This window comes from Tepidimonas sediminis, from assembly GCF_007556605.1.
GTDB classification, from domain to species: domain Bacteria; phylum Pseudomonadota; class Gammaproteobacteria; order Burkholderiales; family Burkholderiaceae_C; genus Tepidimonas; species Tepidimonas sediminis.
In genome coordinates, this window is the sequence record NZ_VJND01000003.1 from 204942 (window position 1) to 221683 (window position 16742).

Sequence of the window (16742 nt, forward strand, 5' to 3'; positions counted from 1 at the left end):
CATTATTTCGGAGACGACCGGAAGCCCGACGCGATGGCCCGTCCTGCACGCGACAACCCGACCCTGCCGGCCGACGTCTACGCCCGGCTGCACGCGCAGTTCCGCTGGTGTGTGCCGGCGCGCTTCAACATCGCCGAAGTGTGCGTGCGCCGCTGGGCGGCACGGCCGGCCACGGCGCACGAGCCGGCCATCATCGAGGACGGTCCGGACCAGCGCCAGCCGCGGCGGTTCACCTGCGGCGAGCTGGCCGCCGAGGCCAACCGCCTGTCGCACGCGCTGCGGCTGCTGGGCGTGCAGCGCGGCGACCGGGTGGCCATCGTGTTGCCGCAGCGCTTCGAGACCGCCGTGGCCTACATGGCCGTGCTGCAGATGGGGGCGGTGGCGGTGCCGCTGTCGCAGCTGTTCGGGCCGGAGGCGCTGGAGTACCGGCTGCAGGACAGCGCCGCCGCCGTCGCGCTGGTGGACGAGGTCACCGGCCCCGGCGTGCAGGCGGTGCGCGCGCGCTGTCCGGCGCTGCGCCACGTCGTCGGGCTGACCGGCGCGTTCGACACCGACGTGCTCGACTGGCCCGGCGCGCGCGACGGCCTGCGCCGGCGCTTCGACTTGGTGGATACCGCCGCCGACGACCCGGCGGTGCTGATCTACACCAGCGGCACCACCGGCAACCCCAAGGGCGCGCTGATCCCGCACCGCGCGCTGATCGGCAACCTGAGCGGCTTCGTCTGCAGCCAGAACTGGTTCGGCTTCGACCCGTTCGACGCGCGCCGGCGCAGCGACGCCGTGTTCTGGAGCCCGGCCGACTGGGCCTGGACCGGCGGGCTGATGGATGCGCTGCTGCCGACGCTTTACTTCGGCCGCCCGATCGTCGCCTGGCGCGGGCGCTTCGACCCGATCGAGGCCTTCGCGCTGCTGCAGCGTCACCGCGTCACGCACACCTTCCTGTTCCCGACGGCGCTCAAGGCCATGATGAAGGCCGAGCCACAGCCGCGGCGGCGCTGGCGGCTGCGCCTGCAGGCCATCATGAGCGCCGGCGAGGCGGTGGGCGATGCGGTGTTCGCCTGGTGCCGCGACGAGCTCGGCGTCACCGTCAACGAGATGTTCGGCCAGACCGAGATCAATTACGTCGTCGGCAACTGCGCGCGTCTGTGGCCGGCGCGGCCCGGCAGCATGGGCCGCGCCTACCCCGGGCACCGCGTCGCGCTGCTGGACGAGGCCGGCCAGCCGGTGCCGCCCGGCACGGTCGGCGAGGTGGCGGTGCACCGGCGCGACGTGCACGGCGACCCGGACCCGGTGTTCTTCCTCGGCTACTGGGGCAACGAGGCCGCCACGCGCGCCAAGTTCACCGGCGATCCGGCCGACAGCTGGTGCCGCACCGGCGACCTGGCGGTGCAGGACGCCGACGGCTACCTGTGGTACCAGGGGCGGGCCGACGACGTCTTCAAGTCGGCCGGCTACCGCATCGGCCCGGGCGAGATCGAGAACTGCCTGGTCAAGCACCCGGCGGTGGCCAACGCCGCGGTGGTGCCCAAGCCCGACGCCGAGCGCGGCGCCGTCGTCAAGGCCTACGTGGTGCTGGCGCCGGCCTGGGCCGAGCGGCGCGCGCGCTGTGCCGACCCGGCCGCCGAGTTCGACCCGGCGCTGGTGGCCGAGCTGCAGCAGCACGTGCGCGGCCGGCTGGCGCCGTACGAGTACCCGAAGGAGATCGAGTTCATCGACGCGCTGCCGATGACCACCACCGGCAAGGTGCAGCGGCGCGTGCTGCGCCTGCAGGAGGAGGCGCGTGCGCGCGAGCGCGCCGGCGCGGTCGCCGGTGCCTGAACGCGCGCGCCCGTTTTCCTATCCCCCGTTCAAGGAAGCCCCACCGATGCAACCCGTCACCCTGGCCGCAGGCGGCCTGTCCGTCTCCCCGATCTGCCTGGGCACGATGACGTTCGGCGAGCAGGTCGCCGAGCGCGACGCCCACGCCATCCTCGACCGCGCGCTGGAGCGCGGCGTCAACTTTCTCGACACCGCCGAGATGTATTCCGTGCCGGCGCGCGCCGAGACCTACGGCGCCACCGAGACGATCCTGGGCAACTGGTTCGCCAGCCGCCCCGGCGTGCGCCAGCGCGTGGTGCTGGCCACCAAGGTGGCCGGCCCGTCGCGCGGCATGCCATGGATCCGCGGCGAGGCCTCGGGCCTGACCAAGGCCGAGATCCTGGCCGCCTGCGACGGCAGCCTGCGCCGGCTGCGCACCGACGTCATCGACCTCTACCAGATCCACTGGCCGGCGCGCAACGTGCCGATGTTCGGCGCGATCACCTTCGATCCGTCCAAGGACCGCCCGTGCGCCAGCATCATCGAGCAGCTGGAGGCGCTGGACGTGCTGGTGCGCGCCGGCAAGGTGCGCTACGTCGGCCTGTCCAACGAGACGCCGTACGGCGTGCACGAGTTCGTGCGCGTGGCCGAGCAGGCCGGCCTGCCGCGCGTGGTGACGGTGCAGAACCCGTACTGCCTGATCAACCGCAGCTACGAGAACGGCTTGGACGAGACCTGCCATCGCCTGGGCGTGGCGCTGCTGGCGTACTCGCCGCTGGGCTTCGGGCTGCTGACCGGCAAGTACGACGACACGGGGTTCGAGCACGCCGGGCCGCCGCAGGGCCGCATGGCGCTGTTCGAGAGCATGCGCAAGCAGCGCTGGGGCCGGCCGGAGGCGCTGGCCGCGGCGCGGCGCTACAACGCGCTGGCGCGCGAGCATGGCCTCACGCCGGTGCAGCTGGCGCTGGCGTTCTGCTACCGCAACTGGCGCGTGGCCAGCACCATCATCGGCGTGACGTCGCTGGCGCAGCTGGACGCCTGCCTGGACGCGTGGGACGTGCAGCTCACCCCGGAGCTGCTGCAGGCCGTCGACCGCATCCGCTGGGAACTGCGCGATCCGGCGCAGTGAGCCCCGCTGGCACAATCGCGTCCGCATCCGCTTCCGCCGCACAAGGAGGTTTCGTGTCCGTACCCGCGCCCTCGATCGCCCCGCTGGTGGCCGCGTTGCTGGCCTACGTGGTCGGCTCGCTGTCGTTTGCCGTGCTGGTCAGCCGCGCGTTCGGGCTGGCGGACCCGCGTACCTACGGCAGCGGCAATCCCGGTGCCACCAACGTGCTGCGCAGCGGCAGCAAGGCCGCCGCGGCGCTGACGCTGCTGCTCGATGCGTTGAAGGGTTGGTTGCCGGTGTGGGCCGTCGCCCGCTGGGGGGCGGCGTGGGGGCTGGGGGAGGGGACACTGGCGCTGGTCGGGCTGGCGGCCTTCCTCGGGCATCTCTTTCCGCTGTTCTTCCGCTTCCGCGGCGGCAAGGGGGTGGCCACGGCCGCCGGCGTCCTGATCGGCTGGGCGCCGTGGCTTGGCCTGCTGGTGGTGGGCACGTGGGGGGTGGTGGCGCTGGTGTGGCGCTACTCGTCGCTGGCGGCCATCGTCGCGGCGCTGGCCGCCCCGCTGCTGTACTGGCTGCTGGATGGTGCGCTGTGGACGGTGCGCGCCCCGGTGGGCGCGGCGCTGGCGGCGATGACGGTGCTGCTGCTGTGGCGCCACGCTGGCAACATCCAGCGCCTGCTGGCAGGACAGGAAAGCCGCATCGGTGGCGCTGGTGCGGCAGCGGCACCGCCGTCCTCGCGCGGGGCACGGCGCTGAGCGCGGGCGCGGCGCGCGCCGCGGCCCGGGTGGGGCCCCTCAGGCCGCCGGGCGCAGCGCGCGTGCCAGCCGCAGCAGGCGGCCGTGGTGGATGCGCGCGCGCACCTGCGCGGCCGGCAGTGCGGCCTCCACGGCGGCCTCGGTCGTGGTGCGCGTGTCCAGCGCCTGCGGCTGCGGGATCGGGCGCCCGTCGCGCTCCAGCACCGGCGCCACCCACGGCTCGGCCGGGCGCTCGGTGCGGCGCAGCACCACCGCCACGCGCCCATCGTGCAGCCGCACGAAGGCGCCCGGCGGGCACACCCCGAGCGTCGCCAGCATGGCCGCGCCGATCGCATCCAGCGCCGCGGCGCCCTGCGGCGCCAGCAGCTCCCACATCGCGGCCACGCTGTCGCGGCCATGCCGGTTCTGCCGCGGGCTCAGCAGGGCCGCGTAGCGGTCCAGCCGCTGCAGCAGCCGCGTGGTCAGGTCGTCGGTGTCGCGATCGTGGTGGTGCTCGACGATGGCCAGCCAGCGCGGTTCGCGCACCCCGCACTCGCGCAGCAGCTGCGCCGAGCGCGCGGCGTGGGTGTCGATGAGCGCACGTTGACGCGCGTCCGGGCCGTGCGGCTGGGTGGCCAAGGCGTCCTGCAGCGCGGTCATGCCCACGTTCATCGTCAGCGCGGCGCGCTCCAGTGCCTCGCGCTCGCTGGGCGCCAGCGCCAGCGCGGGGCCCACGGCGCGTGCCAGCGCCCAGCACACCAGCGCGTGCGCGGCGCTGTAGCCGACGGGCGAGGTGGTGCCGACCTGCACCAGCCACAGCAGCGCGGCGTCGGCGTCGGCGTCGAAGAGGCTGCGGGCTTCGTGCAGCAGGGCCTCCAGCTGCGCGACGAAGTCGGCCTCGCGCGGCGCCAGCAGCAAGGCGGCCAGCCGGGTCTCCAGCGCCAGCCAGCGGTCGGTCCAGTCGTCCATCGGGAGCGGGCGGTTTGCGACAATCCCCGCATGGTAGTCGAACATCGCGTGCCGCTGCAGTCCCTCAACACCTTCGGCATCGCCGCACGGGCGCATCGGCTCGTGCGCGTGCGCGGCGACGACGACGTGCTGGCGCTGCTGCGCCAGCCGGACTGGCGCTGGCAGGAAACCTTCATCCTCGGCGGCGGCAGCAACATCGTCCTCACCGGCGACCTGCGCCAGCTGGTGATCAAGGTCGAGATCGCGGGGCGGCGGCTGCTGCACGAGGACGCGCGCGGCTGGCTGGTGGAGGCGGGCGCCGGCGAGCGCTGGCACGACTTCGTCGCCTGGACGCTGCAGCAGGGCTGGCCGGGGCTGGAGAATCTGGCGCTGATTCCCGGCACGGTGGGCGCCGCACCGGTGCAGAACATCGGCGCCTACGGCGTGGAGCTGCAGGACCGCTTCCACTCCCTCGACGCCATCGACCTGGAGACCGGCGCGCGCCTGACGCTCGGCCACGAGCACTGCGCGTTCGGTTACCGCGACTCGGTGTTCAAGCACGCGCGCGCCGGCACGCACGGCATGGGTCTGAAGGGGCGCGCGCTGATCACGCGCGTGCGTTTCTGGCTGCCGCGGCGCTGGCGGCCGCAGCTGGGCTACCAGGATCTGCAGCGCAAGGTGGCCGAGACCGGCATCACCGACCCGACACCGCAGCAGGTGTTCGACTGGGTGTGCGCGATCCGCCGCGCCAAGCTGCCGGATCCGGCCGTGCTGGGCAACGCCGGCAGCTTCTTCAAGAACCCGACGGTGACGCCCGAGCAGTGCGCCGACATCATCGGCCGCGACCCGCGCGTGGTGCACTACCCGCTGCCGGACGGCCGCTTCAAGCTGGCCGCGGGCTGGCTGATCGATGCCTGTGGCTGGAAGGGCAAGACGGTGGGGCGCGCCGGCGTCTACGAGAAGCAGGCGCTGGTGCTGGTCAACCGGGGCGACGCCCGGCACCCCTGCACGGGGGGCGAGGTGATGACGCTGGCGCGCCTGATCCAGACCAGCGTCTACGAGCGGTTCGGCATCCGGCTGGAGCCGGAGCCGGTGGTGGTGGGCTGAGCCGCGGCGGCGTTCAAGCCGCCAGGGCCAGTTCGGCCGCACCCGCTGGGGCCGCCTCGCGCGCCGCCGGGCGCGGCGCCATGGCCTCCAGCGTTTCCACCATCGGCTGCGCGCTCAAGTGCCCGTCGCGCACCAGCGCGCGAAAGTCCTCCAGGGCGCCCTGGCGCATGCGCTCGATGCGCTGCGCGGCGCAGGCGGCGGGCTCGTCGCTGACGCGCTCGGCGGCGGCGAGTACCGACGCCGGCACCCATGCCTGCACGTGGCCGCAGCTGGGGCACACCAGCCCGCGGCGCTGCGCCACCAGCGTGCCGACGTAGCCGCCGGCCAGCGCGTGACGGCCGTCCCGTGCCCGCGGACAGACCAGAGGATGGGCGGGGGAGGGGACGACACCTGCCTGGGCGCGGTTGAGGCGATCGATCAGTTCGGCATCGAACGGCGCGGTGAGCCACATGGACAGCTGCTCCTGGTAACGGCGGAGAACCGCCGGCACAATCCATTCTGGTGGCCCGGCCACCGGTCGCCAAGGGAAGCTTGCAATGCCAAACGCTTGTTACACGTCGTTACCGACCTGGTGCCAAGGGCGCACGCGGCGCTGGCTGACCGCCGCGCTGGCGCTGCTGGCGTTGCTGACGCTGGTCTGGCTGGCCGGTCCGCGCGTGACGTACGGGCCGGACGAGCCGGCGCCGCGACCGGCGCCGCCGGCGCAGGCGGCGGCGCTGGATGCCTGGCTGGCCGAACGGGAGGCGGCCGTGCCCGGCGTGCGGCCGGCGGCCGCCAAGGGGATCGTCTGGTACCGCGAACCGGGGCGGCGCACGCCGTGGGCGGTGGTCTACCTGCACGGCTTCACCGCCACGCGCATGGAGACCTACCCGCTGGCCGAGCGCGTGGCGCAGGGGCTGCAGGCCAATCTGTTCCACACCCGTCTCACCGGACACGGCGTGCCGGCCGAGGCGCTGCGCCGCGTGACGGCGCAGGACTGGCTGGCCGACGCGGTGGAGGCGGTGCGCATCGGGCACGCCATCGGCGAGCGGGTGCTGGTCATCGGCACCTCCACGGGCGGCACGCTGGGAGCGTGGCTGGCGCTGCGGCCGGATGCAGCCGGCGTGCCGGTGGCGGCGCAGGTCTGGATCTCGCCGAACTTCGGTCCGGCCGATGCGCGCGCGGAGTGGATCCTCGGCCCCTGGGGCTGGGCGCTGACGCGGGCCATCACCGGCGGCACGGTCGGCGCGCCGCACGCCGACGAGCGCCGCAATGCGCACTGGACGCGCGTCTATCCGGCCGAGGCGCTGGTGCCGATGATGACGCTGGTGCGGCGCGTGCGCGACGGTGCGCTGGATCAGGTGCGCACGCCGGTGCTGGTGCTGGCCAGCCCGCGCGACCGCACGGTGGACGTGCGCCGCATCGAGGCGGCGGTGGCCCGCCTGGGCGGCCCGAAAAGGCTGGAGTGGGTGGAGGACGCCGGCGACGACGAACAGCACGTACTGGCCGGCGAGCTGCGCTCACCGGGCACCACCGAGCGGCTGGCCGCGCGCATCGTGCGCTGGGCGCGGGACGGCGTCTGACGGCCGGTCCTGCTCCCCGGCGCGCGGGTGGCGGCGCGTTCAGCCGCCGAGCTTGAGCAGGTCGCCATCCTGGCCGATGGCCAGCAGGCCGGCCTGAGTGTAGATGGCGAGCTTGTCGCGCGTGTCGGCGATGTCGAGGTTGCGCATCGTCAGCTGGCCGATGCGGTCGCGCGGCGTGAACACCGAGGCCCCCTTTTCCATCGTCAGCCGCTCGGGATGGTAGGTGAGGTTGGGGCTTTCGGTGTTGAGGATGGAGTAGTCGTTGCCGCGGCGCAGCTCCAGCGTCACCTCGCCGGTGATCGCGCGCGCCACCCAGCGCTGCGCGGCCTCGCGCAGCATGATGGCCTGCGGGTCGAACCAGCGACCCTGGTAGAGCAGGCGGCCGAGCTTGCGGCCGTTGTCGCGGTACTGCTCGATGGTGTCCTCGTTGTGGATGCCGGTGACCAGCCGCTCGTAGGCGATGAACAGCAGCGCCATGCCGGGGGCCTCGTAGATGCCGCGGCTCTTGGCCTCGATGATGCGGTTCTCGATCTGGTCGCTCATGCCCAGCCCGTGGCGCCCGCCGATGCGGTTGGCCTCGAGGAACAGCTCCACCAGATCGGGGTACTCGCGGCCGTTCAAGGCCACCGGGCGGCCTTCCTCGAAGCGCACCGTGACCTCCTCCGGGCGGATGTCGCAGTCCTCGCGCCAGAACGGCACGCCCATGATCGGGTTGACGATGCGGATGCTGGCGTCGAGGTGCTCCAGATCCTTGGCCTCGTGCGTGGCGCCCAGCATGTTGCTGTCGGTGCTGTAGGCCTTCTCCACCGACATGCGGTACTCGAAGCCGTGGCGGATCAGGAACTCGCTCATTTCCTTGCGGCCGCCGAGTTCGTCGATGAAGGTCTGGTCCAGCCACGGCTTGTAGATCTGCAGCCCCGGGTTGGTCAGCAGGCCGTAGCGGTAGAAGCGCTCGATGTCGTTGCCCTTGTAGGTGGAGCCGTCGCCCCAGATGTGGACGTCGTCCTCCTTCATCGCCGCCACCAGCATCGTGCCGGTGACCGCGCGGCCGATCGGCGTGGTGTTGAAGTAGGTCACGCCCGCGGTGCTGATGTGGAACGCCCCGCACTGCAGCGCCGCCAGCCCTTCGGCGGCCAGCTGCGGGCGGCAGTCCACCAGGCGCGCCTTCTCGGCGCCGTAGGCCAGCGCGCGCTTCGGGATGGCGTCGTAGTCCGGCTCGTCGGGTTGCCCCAGGTTGGCGGTGTAGGCGTAGGGGATCGCGCCCTTCTGGCGCATCCACAGCAGCGCGGCGCTGGTGTCCAGGCCGCCGGAGAAGGCGATGCCGACCTTGCGGCCGACGGGCAGGCTTTGCAGGATGGTGGACATGGCGTTCGATCCCGAGGAAAGGGGGAGGCGGCGGGCGCGTGGCCGCACGGCTCAGCCGAAGTGACAGACGTAGTGGTACGGTTCGCCTTCGACGCGGATCTGGAAGCTGGACTGCCCCGGCACGGCGAAGCGCTCGCCGGGGCCGAAGCGCCGCCACGCCGTCTCACCCGGCAGCAGCACCTCGCATTGGCCGGCCACCCCCTCCATCACCTCCGGCGCACCGGTGGTGAAGGTCAGCGTGGAGGGCAGGATGACGCCGACCGACTTGCGCGTGCCGTCGGGCAGCGTGACGGTGTGGCTGACGCACTGGCCGCCGAAGTAGACGTTGGCCTGCGTGGCGACGGTGACGCCGGCCAGGGTGAGGGTGGGGGTGCTCATGAGGCGCCGATTGTAGGCGCTGCCTGGCGGCATCCGCGGCGGCGCCGGCCTCAGCCGCGGCGCTGCCAAGCGTCGGGTTCGAAGCCGGCGGTGACGCTGCCGTCGCTCCATTCCACCACCGGGCGGCGGATCACCGTCGGCCGGGCCAGCATCAGCGCGCGGGCGCTGGCGGCGCCGGTGACGGTGGCGCGCGTCGCCTCGTCGAGCTGGCGCCAGGTGGTGCCGCGGCGGTTCAGCAGCGCCTCCCAGCCCAGCGCCGCGAGCCAGGCGTCGAGCCGCTCCTGCGGCACGCCCTGCTTCCTGAAGTCGTGGAACGCATGGGCGCGACCCTGCGCGTCCAGCCAGGCACGCGCCTTCTTGACCGTCTCGCAGTTCGGGATGCCGTACACCGTGATCATGGCCGCCATCGTAGCGCAGCGCGGCCGGCGGCGGGTTGGCACAATGCGCGTCGTCCTGCTCACCGAGGTTCCGATGATCCCCACCCGTTCCTCCCCAGCCGTCAACGCTACCGAGTCCGCCGGGACGGAGGCCACGCTGGTCTCGTGGCTGGCGCTGCTGGAGCAGCGGCACGGCCAGCGCATCACGCTCGGGCTGGAGCGCATGCGCGCGGTGGCCGACGTGCTGGGGCCGGCGCTGCAGCCGGCCTGCCCGGTGATCAGCGTGGCCGGCACCAACGGCAAGGGCTCCACCTGCGCGATGCTGGAGGCCGTCTACCGCGCCGCGGGCTACCGCACCGGGCTCTACACCTCGCCGCATCTGGTGCATTTCGAGGAGCGGGCACGGCTGGATGGCCAGCCGCTGGCCGAAGCGCGGCTCGTGCCGTCGTTCGCGGCGGTGGAGGCGGCGCGCCGCGCCGCCGGCGACGTGGCGCTGAGCTACTTCGAGTTCACGACGCTGGCCTGCGTGCACGCGCTGCTGGCGCAGCGGCCCGAGGTGCTGATCCTGGAGGTCGGCATGGGCGGGCGGCTCGACGCCGTCAACCTCTGGGATGCCGACTGTGCGGTCATCACCAGCATCGACCTGGACCACATGGAGTACCTCGGCCCCGACCGCGAGGCCATCGGCTACGAAAAGGCCGGCATCCTGCGCACCGGGCGCCCCGCCATCGTGGCCGATCCGGCGCCGCCGCGCGGCGTGATCGACCGCGCGCGTGAGATCGGCGCCGACCTGTGGCTGGCGGGGCGCGACTTCCGCCACGGCGGCGACCGCCAGCAGTGGCACTGGCAGGGGCGCACGCGCCGTTACGCCGGGCTGGCCTTTCCGGCGCTGCGCGGCGTCAACCAGCTGGTCAACGCCAGCGGCGCGCTGGCGGCGCTGGAGGCGCTGCATGCGCGCCTGCCGGTGACGGCGCAGGCGGTGCGGCAGGGGCTCGCCACCGTCGAGTGGCCGGGGCGCTTCCAGGTCGTGCCGGGGCAGCCGGTGCTGGTGCTGGACGTGGCGCACAACCCGCACGCGGCCGCCGCGCTGGCCGAAAACCTCGACGCGATGGGCTTCTACCCGCAGACGCAGGCGGTGTTTGGCGCCATGGCCGACAAGGACGTGGCGCCCATGCTGGCGCGGCTCGATGCGCTGGTGGATGGCTGGCACTTCTGCGACCTGCCGACGCCGCGCGCGGCCCGGGCCGAGGCGCTGCAGGCCGCCTGGCGGGCCGTCACGCGCCGCTCCGACGTCACCTCGGCGCTGCACGCGGATCCGGCGGCGGCCTTGCAGGCCGCGCTGGCCGCGGCCGACCCCGCTGGTAGAATCGTGGTCTTCGGCTCGTTCTTCACGGTGGGCGGCGTGCTGCGACACGGCTTGCCGCGCCTGGGCGCCAAGCACCTGCAGGCCTGACGCATGTTCCAACTCGGCTTCCGCTCGTCACGCGCCGCCGCCCCGGCGGATGACGGCCCCAGCCTGGAGGCGCTGCGGCGGCAGGCGCGCCGGCGCCTGATCGGTGCGGCGGTGCTGGTCGGGGCGGCCGTCATCGTGCTGCCGTGGCTGCTGGAAGCCCAGCCGCGCCCGGTGCCGGTGGACGTGGCCATCGAGATTCCGGCGCGCGACGCCGCCGCACCGTTGCCGGCTCCCGCCTCGGTCGGCCCCGGCGAGGCGATCGTGCCGGCCGCCGCTGCGCGCCAGGAGGTCGCCGCGCCCTCCGAGCCGGCCGGGCGGCCGGATCCGGCGCCCGCCGCGCCGGCCGGCGAGGCCGCCGCAGCTCCCCAGGCTCCGGCGCCGGTCACCCCGGTCACCCCGGCCAGCGGGGCCGGCACACCCCCGCCCGCCGAGGCGCCACGGGTGCGCGTGGTGGTGCAGGTCGGCGCCTACGCCGAGGCCGCGCGCGCGCAGGAGGTGCGCAGGCGGCTGGAGAGCGCAGGCTTCAAGACCTACACCCACGTCGCCGACACGCCCCAGGGCAAGCGCATCCGCGTGCGCGTCGGGCCGTTCGACAGCCGGGCCGAGGCCGAGAAGGTGGCCGAGAAGGTCAAGGCGCTGGGCCTGCCGGCGGCGGTGCTGATGCTGTGACGATGGCTGCGGTGGACGTGCTGCTGCTGGCCGTGCTGGCCGTCTCGGTGTTGCTCGGTCTGTGGCGCGGGCTGCTGTACGAGGTGGTGGCGCTGCTGGGCTGGGTGGCGGCGTTCGTCGCGGCCCAGCACGGCGCGCTGCCGCTGGGGCGCGCGCTGCCGTTGGACGGCTGGGCCGAGCCGCTGCGCTACGCGGCGGGCTTTGCGCTCGTGTTCGTGGGCGTGGCGCTGGCCGGCGGCCTGCTGGCGTGGCTGGCGCAGCGCGGCGCGGCGGCGGTGGGGTTGCGGCCGGTGGACCGCACGCTCGGTGGCTTGTTCGGCGCGCTGCGCGGGGTGATGCTGTTGCTGGGTCTGGCGCTGCTGCTGCGCCAGACCCCCTGGGCGCAGGCACCGGCCTGGCGCGCCTCGGTCGGGGCCGCCTGGCTGGAGCAGGGGTTGCTGGCGGCACGCGCCTTCGTGCCGCCGGAAGTCGCAGTGTATTTCCCTTGAGGGCGGCGAGAGGGCAGGATCATGTGTGGCATCGTCGGGGTCGTCAGCACCCAACCCGTCAACCAGCTCATCTACGATGCGCTGCTGCTGCTGCAGCACCGCGGTCAGGATGCCGCGGGCATCGTCACGCAGCTGGGGCACAAGTTCTTCATGCACAAGGCCAAGGGCATGGTGCGCGACGTGTTCCGCACGCGCAACATGCGCGCGCTGCCCGGCTCGTGCGGCCTGGGCCAGGTGCGCTACCCCACCGCGGGCAACGCCAACAGCGAGGAGGAGGCGCAGCCGTTCTACGTCAACGCGCCCTTCGGCGTCGTGCTGGCGCACAACGGCAACCTGACCAACGCCCGGCAGCTGCGCCAGGAGCTGGTGCAGACCGACCACCGCCACATCAACACCGAGAGCGACTCCGAGGTGCTGCTCAACGTGCTGGCGCACGAGCTCGGACGGGCCTCGCAGGGCGGATCGCTGCAGCTGGAGGCGATCTTCGCCGCGGTGGCTGCCGTGCACCGCCGCGTGCGCGGCAGCTATGCGGTGGTGGCGCTGATCGCCGGCCACGGCATGCTGGTGTTCCGCGACCCGTTCGGCATCCGACCCCTGTGCATCGGCCGCGGCCCGGACGGTACGGTGATCGCGGCCAGCGAGTCGGTGGCGCTGGAGGGCACCGGCCATCGTTTCGAGCGCGACGTCGCGCCGGGCGAGGCGATCTTCGTCACGCTCGACGGCCAGATCCACGCACGCCAGTGCGCCGAGGCGCCGCGCCACCATCCGTGCATCTTCGAGTTCGTGTACCTGGCGCGCCCCGATTCGGTGATCGATGGCATCTCGGTCTATCAGGCCCGGCTCAACATGGGCGAGACACTGGCCACGCGCGTCGTCTCCACCGTGCCGCCGGGCGAGATCGACGCCGTCATCCCCATTCCCGAGTCCAGCCGTCCGGCGGCGATGGAGGTGGCACGCCTGATCGGCCGTCCGTACCGCGAGGGCTTCGTGAAGAACCGCTACGTCGGCCGCACCTTCATCATGCCGGGGCAGGCGGTGCGCAAGAAGTCGGTGCGCCAGAAGCTCAACGTGATCGCCAGCGAATTCGCCGGGCGCAACGTGCTCTTGGTGGACGACTCCATCGTGCGCGGCACCACCAGCCGCGAGATCGTGCAGATGGCGCGCGAGGCCGGCGCGCGCAAGGTCTACCTGGCCAGCGCCGCCCCTCCGGTGCGCTACCCCAACGTCTACGGCATCGACATGCCGACGCAGGAGGAGCTGGTGGCGCACGGCCGCACGGTGGAGGAGGTGCGCCAGCTGATCGGCTGCGACGCGCTGATCTATCAGGACGTCGAGGCCATGAAGCGCGCGGTGGCGGCGCTCAACCCGCGGCTGGACGGCTTTGAGGCGTCGTGTTTCGACGGCGTCTACGTCACCGGTGACGTGACGCCAGAGTCGGTGGCGGCGATGAACGCGCCGCGCTGCCTCGCCAGCGGCGCCGACGACGAGGACGGCAGCGGCACGCGTCTGGCGCTGCCCAACGCGCAGGAGGCCTGAGTCCGTGGCGTGGCACCCCGAGACCGCCGCGGTGCGCGTGGCCGTGCCGCGCTCGCCGTACGGCGAGAACGCCGAGGCGCTGTATCTGACCAGCGGCTACGTGCAGCCCAGCGCCGAGGCGGCGGCCGCGCGCTTCGCCGGCGACGAGGACGGCTACACCTACGGCCGCTACGGCAACCCCACGACCGCCAGCTTCGAGCAGCGGCTGGCCGCGCTGGAGGGGACGGAAGCGGCGATCGCCACCTCCTCCGGCATGGCGGCGATCCTGATGCTGGCGCTGGGCCTGCTGCAGGCCGGCGACCACGTGGTCTGCTCGCGCTCGATGTTCGGCGCCACGATCAAGCTGATCGGCAGCGACCTGGCCAAGTTCGGCGTGCAGGCCACCTTCGTGCCGCAGACCGACCTGGACGCCTGGCGCGCGGCGGTGACGCCGCGCACGCGCCTGCTGCTGGCCGAGACGCCCACCAACCCGCTGACCGAGGTCTGCGACATCGCGGCGCTGGCCGACATCGCGCATGCCGCGGGTGCCTGGCTGGCGGTGGACAACTGCTTTGCCACGCCGGCGCTGCAGCGCCCGGCCGCGTTCGGCGCCGACATCGTCATCCATTCCGGCACCAAGTTCCTCGACGGGCAGGGGCGGGTGATGGCCGGCGCGCTGTGCGCCAGCCGCGCGCTGGTGGAGGAGAAATTCCTGCCGGTGCTGCGCAGCGCCGGCATGACGCTGGCGCCGTTCAACGCCTGGGTGGTGCTCAAGGGCCTGGAGACGCTGCACCTGCGCGTGCGCGCGCAAAGCGCCACGGCGCTGGCGCTGGCGCAGTGGCTGCAGGCCCACCCGGCGGTGGCGCGCGTCCACCACCCGGGTCTGCCGGGCCATCCGCAGCACGCGCTGGCGATGCGCCAGCAGGGCGGCTGCGGCGGCGCCATCGTCTCGTTCGAGGTCAAGGCCACGAGCCCCGAGGAGGGCCGCGCGCGGGCGTTCGCGGTGCTGGATGCGCTGCGGCTGGCCTCGCTGTCCACCAACCTCGGCGACACCAAGACGCTGTGCTCGCACCCGGCCAGCACCTCGCACGGGCGCCTGACCGAAGCGCAGCGCCAGGCTGCCGGCATCACGCAGGCGCTGATCCGCGTCTCGGTCGGCCTGGAGCACCTGGACGACCTCACCGCCGACCTGGCGCGCGGCCTGGACGCGCTCATCTGACGCGCCAGTGCGACCTTCCGATTCCGATCCATCATGACGCAACGAGTCCGCACCCGCTTCGCCCCGTCGCCGACGGGCTTCATCCACCTCGGCAACATCCGCTCGGCCCTCTATCCTTGGGCGTTCGCGCGCGCGCACGGCGGCGACTTCATCCTGCGCATCGAGGACACCGATCAGGAGCGCTCCACCGACGAGGCGGTGCGCGTGATCCTGGAGGCGATGGAGTGGCTGGGCCTGACCCCCGACGAGGGGCCGTACTACCAGATGCAGCGCATGGAGCGCTACCGCGAGGTCATCGCGCAGATGCTGCAGGCGGGGCTGGCCTACCACTGCTACATGACGCCTGAGGAGCTCGACGCCCTGCGCGAGCGCCAGATGGCGGCCAGGCTCAAGCCGCGCTACGACGGCACCTGGCGCCCGGAGCCCGGCAAGGTGCTGCCCACGCCTCCCAGCGGCGTGCTGCCGGTGATCCGCTTCAAGAACCCGCTTTCGGGCAGCGTCGTGTGGGACGACAAGGTCAAGGGTCGCATCGAGATCTGCAACGACGAGCTCGACGACCTCGTGATTGCGCGCCAGGCGCCGGTGGGCCAGATCGGCGTGCCGACCTACAACTTCTGCGTCGTCGTCGACGACATCGACATGCGCATCACGCACGTCATCCGCGGCGACGACCACGTCAACAACACCCCGCGCCAGATCAACATCATCCGCGCGCTGGGCCACGAGCCGCCGGTGTACGCCCACCTGCCCACCGTGCTCAACGAGCAGGGCGAGAAGATGAGCAAGCGCCACGGCGCCAAGCCGGTGACGTGGTACCGCGATGCCGGCTTTCTGCCCGACGCGATGATCAACTACCTGGCGCGGCTGGGCTGGAGCCACGGCGACGACGAGATCTTCACGCGCGAGCAGTTCCTGAAGTGGTTCGACCTCGACCATCTGGGCAGGAGCGCGGCGCAGTTCGACGAGGCCAAGCTGCGCTGGGTCAACGCGCAGCACATGAAGATGACGCCCAACGAGCGGCTGGCGCCGCTGGTGGCCGAGCAGCTGGCGCGCCGCGGCCTGCAGGCCGACGAGCGGCTGCCCGCGATCTGCGGCCTTTTCAAGGACCGCTGCGACACCACGGTGGCGCTGGCGGACTGGGCGCAGCCGTATTACCAGGCGCCGACCCCGCGCGCCGAGGATCTGGCGCAGCATGTCACCGACGCGGTGCGCCCGGCGCTGGCCGAGCTGCGCCAGCGCCTCGCCGACGTGCCGTGGACGGCGGCCGACATCGCCGCGGCGCTGAAAGCGACGCTGGCCAGCCACGGCCTGAAGATGCCGCAGCTGGCCATGCCGGTGCGCGTGCTGGTCATGGGCGTGGCGCAGACGCCGTCGGTGGACGCCGTGCTGGCGCTGCACCGGCGCGAGGACGTGCTGGCGCGGCTGGCCGCGGCCTGACGCGGCCGGCGGGGTGGGGCAGGGCGGCCTCTTTTTTGGCGCCAGGCCCGAAAACGTGTCGGATTTGTGGCTATAATGCAGGTCTCGACAGCGCACGACGCCAACGACGCGACAGCGACGCAGCGATCGAAGCTTCGAGTCCCGTGGGGGTATAGCTCAGCTGGGAGAGCGCTTGCATGGCATGCAAGAGGTCAGCGGTTCGATCCCGCTTACCTCCACCACCGGATATCCGACCCTATCGTCTAGAGGCCTAGGACATCACCCTTTCACGGTGAGTACCGGGGTTCGAATCCCCGTAGGGTCGCCAAGCACAACTGGAGCGGTAGTTCAGTTGGTCAGAATACCGGCCTGTCACGCCGGGGGTCGCGGGTTCGAGCCCCGTCCGCTCCGCCAACGTCCACGTCTCGACCCTATCGTCTAGAGGCCTAGGACATCACCCTTTCACGGTGAGTACCGGGGTTCGAATCCCCGTAGGGTCGCCAACCACGACTGGAGCGGTAGTTCAGTTGGTCAGAATACCGGCCTGTCACGCCGGGGGTCGCGGGTTCGAGCCCCGTCCGCTCCGCCAACACCGATGACGCCACCCCT

Annotated in this window: 16 protein-coding genes and 5 tRNA genes; 16 read left to right on the forward strand and 5 right to left on the reverse strand. The window is 72.7% G+C overall.

What is annotated here, in order from left to right:
* Nucleotides 1–33: 33 nt before the first annotated feature.
* Genes Tsedi_RS04200 through plsY form a run of 3 tightly spaced genes read left to right on the forward strand, consistent with a single transcriptional unit; the run spans nucleotide 34 to nucleotide 3657 of the window.
* Complete coding sequence (locus Tsedi_RS04200) at nucleotides 34–1818, forward strand: acetate--CoA ligase (protein ID WP_143893890.1); 1785 nt, start codon at nucleotides 34–36, stop codon at nucleotides 1816–1818.
* A 46-nt stretch (nucleotides 1819–1864) separates the two neighbouring features.
* The gene (locus Tsedi_RS04205; protein ID WP_143893892.1) at nucleotides 1865–2926 is read left to right on the forward strand and encodes an aldo/keto reductase; all 1062 of its coding nucleotides are present in this window, start codon (nucleotides 1865–1867) and stop codon (nucleotides 2924–2926) included.
* Nucleotides 2927–2979: 53 nt separating this feature from the next.
* On the forward strand, nucleotides 2980–3657 hold the full coding sequence (gene plsY, locus Tsedi_RS04210; RefSeq protein ID WP_143893894.1) for a glycerol-3-phosphate 1-O-acyltransferase PlsY: 678 nt from the start codon (nucleotides 2980–2982) through the stop codon (nucleotides 3655–3657).
* A 39-nt stretch (nucleotides 3658–3696) separates the two neighbouring features.
* Here plsY and Tsedi_RS04215 read toward each other — a convergent pair whose 3' ends face one another.
* Nucleotides 3697–4605, reverse strand: a complete 909-nt coding sequence (locus tag Tsedi_RS04215) for an HD-GYP domain-containing protein (protein ID WP_143893896.1) — start codon at nucleotides 4603–4605, stop codon at nucleotides 3697–3699.
* 30 nt (nucleotides 4606–4635) lie between these two features.
* Here Tsedi_RS04215 and murB point away from each other — a divergent pair, with 30 nt between their 5' ends.
* Nucleotides 4636–5691 carry a UDP-N-acetylmuramate dehydrogenase gene (gene murB / locus Tsedi_RS04220; protein ID WP_143893898.1) on the forward strand — a complete coding sequence of 352 codons (1056 nt, stop codon included), beginning with the start codon at nucleotides 4636–4638 and terminating at the stop codon, nucleotides 5689–5691.
* A gap of 13 nt (nucleotides 5692–5704) precedes the next feature.
* Here the strand turns inward: murB and Tsedi_RS04225 are convergent, their stop codons facing one another.
* Complete coding sequence (locus Tsedi_RS04225; protein WP_143893900.1) at nucleotides 5705–6142, reverse strand: hypothetical protein; 438 nt, start codon at nucleotides 6140–6142, stop codon at nucleotides 5705–5707.
* 85 nt (nucleotides 6143–6227) lie between these two features.
* On the opposite strand from Tsedi_RS04225, the gene Tsedi_RS04230 reads away from it, so the two are divergent.
* Nucleotides 6228–7253 carry an alpha/beta hydrolase gene (locus Tsedi_RS04230; RefSeq protein WP_143893902.1) on the forward strand — a complete coding sequence of 342 codons (1026 nt, stop codon included), beginning with the start codon at nucleotides 6228–6230 and terminating at the stop codon, nucleotides 7251–7253.
* Nucleotides 7254–7292: 39 nt separating this feature from the next.
* Here Tsedi_RS04230 and argG read toward each other — a convergent pair whose 3' ends face one another.
* Genes argG through Tsedi_RS04245 form a run of 3 tightly spaced genes read right to left on the reverse strand, consistent with a single transcriptional unit; the run spans nucleotide 7293 to nucleotide 9403 of the window.
* Complete coding sequence (argG, locus tag Tsedi_RS04235) at nucleotides 7293–8618, reverse strand: argininosuccinate synthase (protein ID WP_143893904.1); 1326 nt, start codon at nucleotides 8616–8618, stop codon at nucleotides 7293–7295.
* Nucleotides 8619–8669: 51 nt separating this feature from the next.
* On the reverse strand, nucleotides 8670–8996 hold the full coding sequence (ppnP, locus tag Tsedi_RS04240) for a pyrimidine/purine nucleoside phosphorylase (protein ID WP_143893906.1): 327 nt from the start codon (nucleotides 8994–8996) through the stop codon (nucleotides 8670–8672).
* Nucleotides 8997–9046: 50 nt separating this feature from the next.
* Nucleotides 9047–9403, reverse strand: a complete 357-nt coding sequence (locus Tsedi_RS04245) for an ArsC family reductase (protein ID WP_143893908.1) — start codon at nucleotides 9401–9403, stop codon at nucleotides 9047–9049.
* A gap of 64 nt (nucleotides 9404–9467) precedes the next feature.
* On the opposite strand from Tsedi_RS04245, the gene folC reads away from it, so the two are divergent.
* The 11 genes from folC (at nucleotide 9468) to Tsedi_RS04300 (ending at nucleotide 16722) form a co-directional block, all read left to right on the forward strand.
* Nucleotides 9468–10826 carry a bifunctional tetrahydrofolate synthase/dihydrofolate synthase gene (folC, locus tag Tsedi_RS04250; protein WP_143893910.1) on the forward strand — a complete coding sequence of 453 codons (1359 nt, stop codon included), beginning with the start codon at nucleotides 9468–9470 and terminating at the stop codon, nucleotides 10824–10826.
* Between the two features lie 3 nt (nucleotides 10827–10829).
* Nucleotides 10830–11495, forward strand: coding sequence for an SPOR domain-containing protein (locus Tsedi_RS12435; protein ID WP_143893912.1), 666 nt, complete (start codon nucleotides 10830–10832; stop codon nucleotides 11493–11495).
* Between the two features lie 2 nt (nucleotides 11496–11497).
* Complete coding sequence (locus Tsedi_RS04260; RefSeq protein WP_143893914.1) at nucleotides 11498–11983, forward strand: CvpA family protein; 486 nt, start codon at nucleotides 11498–11500, stop codon at nucleotides 11981–11983.
* Nucleotides 11984–12004: 21 nt separating this feature from the next.
* Complete coding sequence (purF, locus tag Tsedi_RS04265) at nucleotides 12005–13519, forward strand: amidophosphoribosyltransferase (RefSeq protein ID WP_143893917.1); 1515 nt, start codon at nucleotides 12005–12007, stop codon at nucleotides 13517–13519.
* Nucleotides 13520–13523: 4 nt separating this feature from the next.
* The gene (locus Tsedi_RS04270) at nucleotides 13524–14717 is read left to right on the forward strand and encodes an O-succinylhomoserine sulfhydrylase (protein ID WP_143893919.1); all 1194 of its coding nucleotides are present in this window, start codon (nucleotides 13524–13526) and stop codon (nucleotides 14715–14717) included.
* A gap of 33 nt (nucleotides 14718–14750) precedes the next feature.
* Nucleotides 14751–16154, forward strand: coding sequence for a glutamate--tRNA ligase (gene gltX, locus Tsedi_RS04275; protein WP_143893921.1), 1404 nt, complete (start codon nucleotides 14751–14753; stop codon nucleotides 16152–16154).
* A 145-nt stretch (nucleotides 16155–16299) separates the two neighbouring features.
* A tRNA-Ala gene (locus Tsedi_RS04280) sits at nucleotides 16300–16375 on the forward strand.
* A gap of 10 nt (nucleotides 16376–16385) precedes the next feature.
* Nucleotides 16386–16461: transfer RNA gene (locus Tsedi_RS04285), tRNA-Glu, on the forward strand.
* A 9-nt stretch (nucleotides 16462–16470) separates the two neighbouring features.
* Nucleotides 16471–16547, forward strand: a tRNA-Asp gene (locus Tsedi_RS04290).
* Nucleotides 16548–16560: 13 nt separating this feature from the next.
* Nucleotides 16561–16636 (forward strand) — tRNA-Glu (locus Tsedi_RS04295).
* Nucleotides 16637–16645: 9 nt separating this feature from the next.
* Nucleotides 16646–16722 (forward strand) — tRNA-Asp (locus Tsedi_RS04300).
* The last annotated feature ends 20 nt before the right edge of the window (nucleotides 16723–16742 follow it).

What these genes read in the sequence shown, in the direction of transcription:
- Tsedi_RS04200 (WP_143893890.1), top strand. Translation starts at nt 34, where the DNA reads ATGGCCCGTCCTGCACGCGACAACCCGACCCTGCCGGCCGACGTCTAC.
- Tsedi_RS04205 (WP_143893892.1), top strand. Translation starts at nt 1,865, where the DNA reads ATGCAACCCGTCACCCTGGCCGCAGGCGGCCTGTCCGTCTCCCCGATC.
- Tsedi_RS04215 (WP_143893896.1), bottom strand. Translation starts at nt 4,605, where the DNA reads ATGGACGACTGGACCGACCGCTGGCTGGCGCTGGAGACCCGGCTGGCC.
- murB (WP_143893898.1), top strand. Translation starts at nt 4,636, where the DNA reads ATGGTAGTCGAACATCGCGTGCCGCTGCAGTCCCTCAACACCTTCGGC.
- Tsedi_RS04225 (WP_143893900.1), bottom strand. Translation starts at nt 6,142, where the DNA reads ATGTGGCTCACCGCGCCGTTCGATGCCGAACTGATCGATCGCCTCAAC.
- Tsedi_RS04230 (WP_143893902.1), top strand. Translation starts at nt 6,228, where the DNA reads ATGCCAAACGCTTGTTACACGTCGTTACCGACCTGGTGCCAAGGGCGC.
- argG (WP_143893904.1), bottom strand. Translation starts at nt 8,618, where the DNA reads ATGTCCACCATCCTGCAAAGCCTGCCCGTCGGCCGCAAGGTCGGCATC.
- ppnP (WP_143893906.1), bottom strand. Translation starts at nt 8,996, where the DNA reads ATGAGCACCCCCACCCTCACCCTGGCCGGCGTCACCGTCGCCACGCAG.
- Tsedi_RS04245 (WP_143893908.1), bottom strand. Translation starts at nt 9,403, where the DNA reads ATGGCGGCCATGATCACGGTGTACGGCATCCCGAACTGCGAGACGGTC.
- folC (WP_143893910.1), top strand. Translation starts at nt 9,468, where the DNA reads ATGATCCCCACCCGTTCCTCCCCAGCCGTCAACGCTACCGAGTCCGCC.
- Tsedi_RS12435 (WP_143893912.1), top strand. Translation starts at nt 10,830, where the DNA reads ATGTTCCAACTCGGCTTCCGCTCGTCACGCGCCGCCGCCCCGGCGGAT.
- Tsedi_RS04260 (WP_143893914.1), top strand. Translation starts at nt 11,498, where the DNA reads ATGGCTGCGGTGGACGTGCTGCTGCTGGCCGTGCTGGCCGTCTCGGTG.
- purF (WP_143893917.1), top strand. Translation starts at nt 12,005, where the DNA reads ATGTGTGGCATCGTCGGGGTCGTCAGCACCCAACCCGTCAACCAGCTC.
- gltX (WP_143893921.1), top strand. Translation starts at nt 14,751, where the DNA reads ATGACGCAACGAGTCCGCACCCGCTTCGCCCCGTCGCCGACGGGCTTC.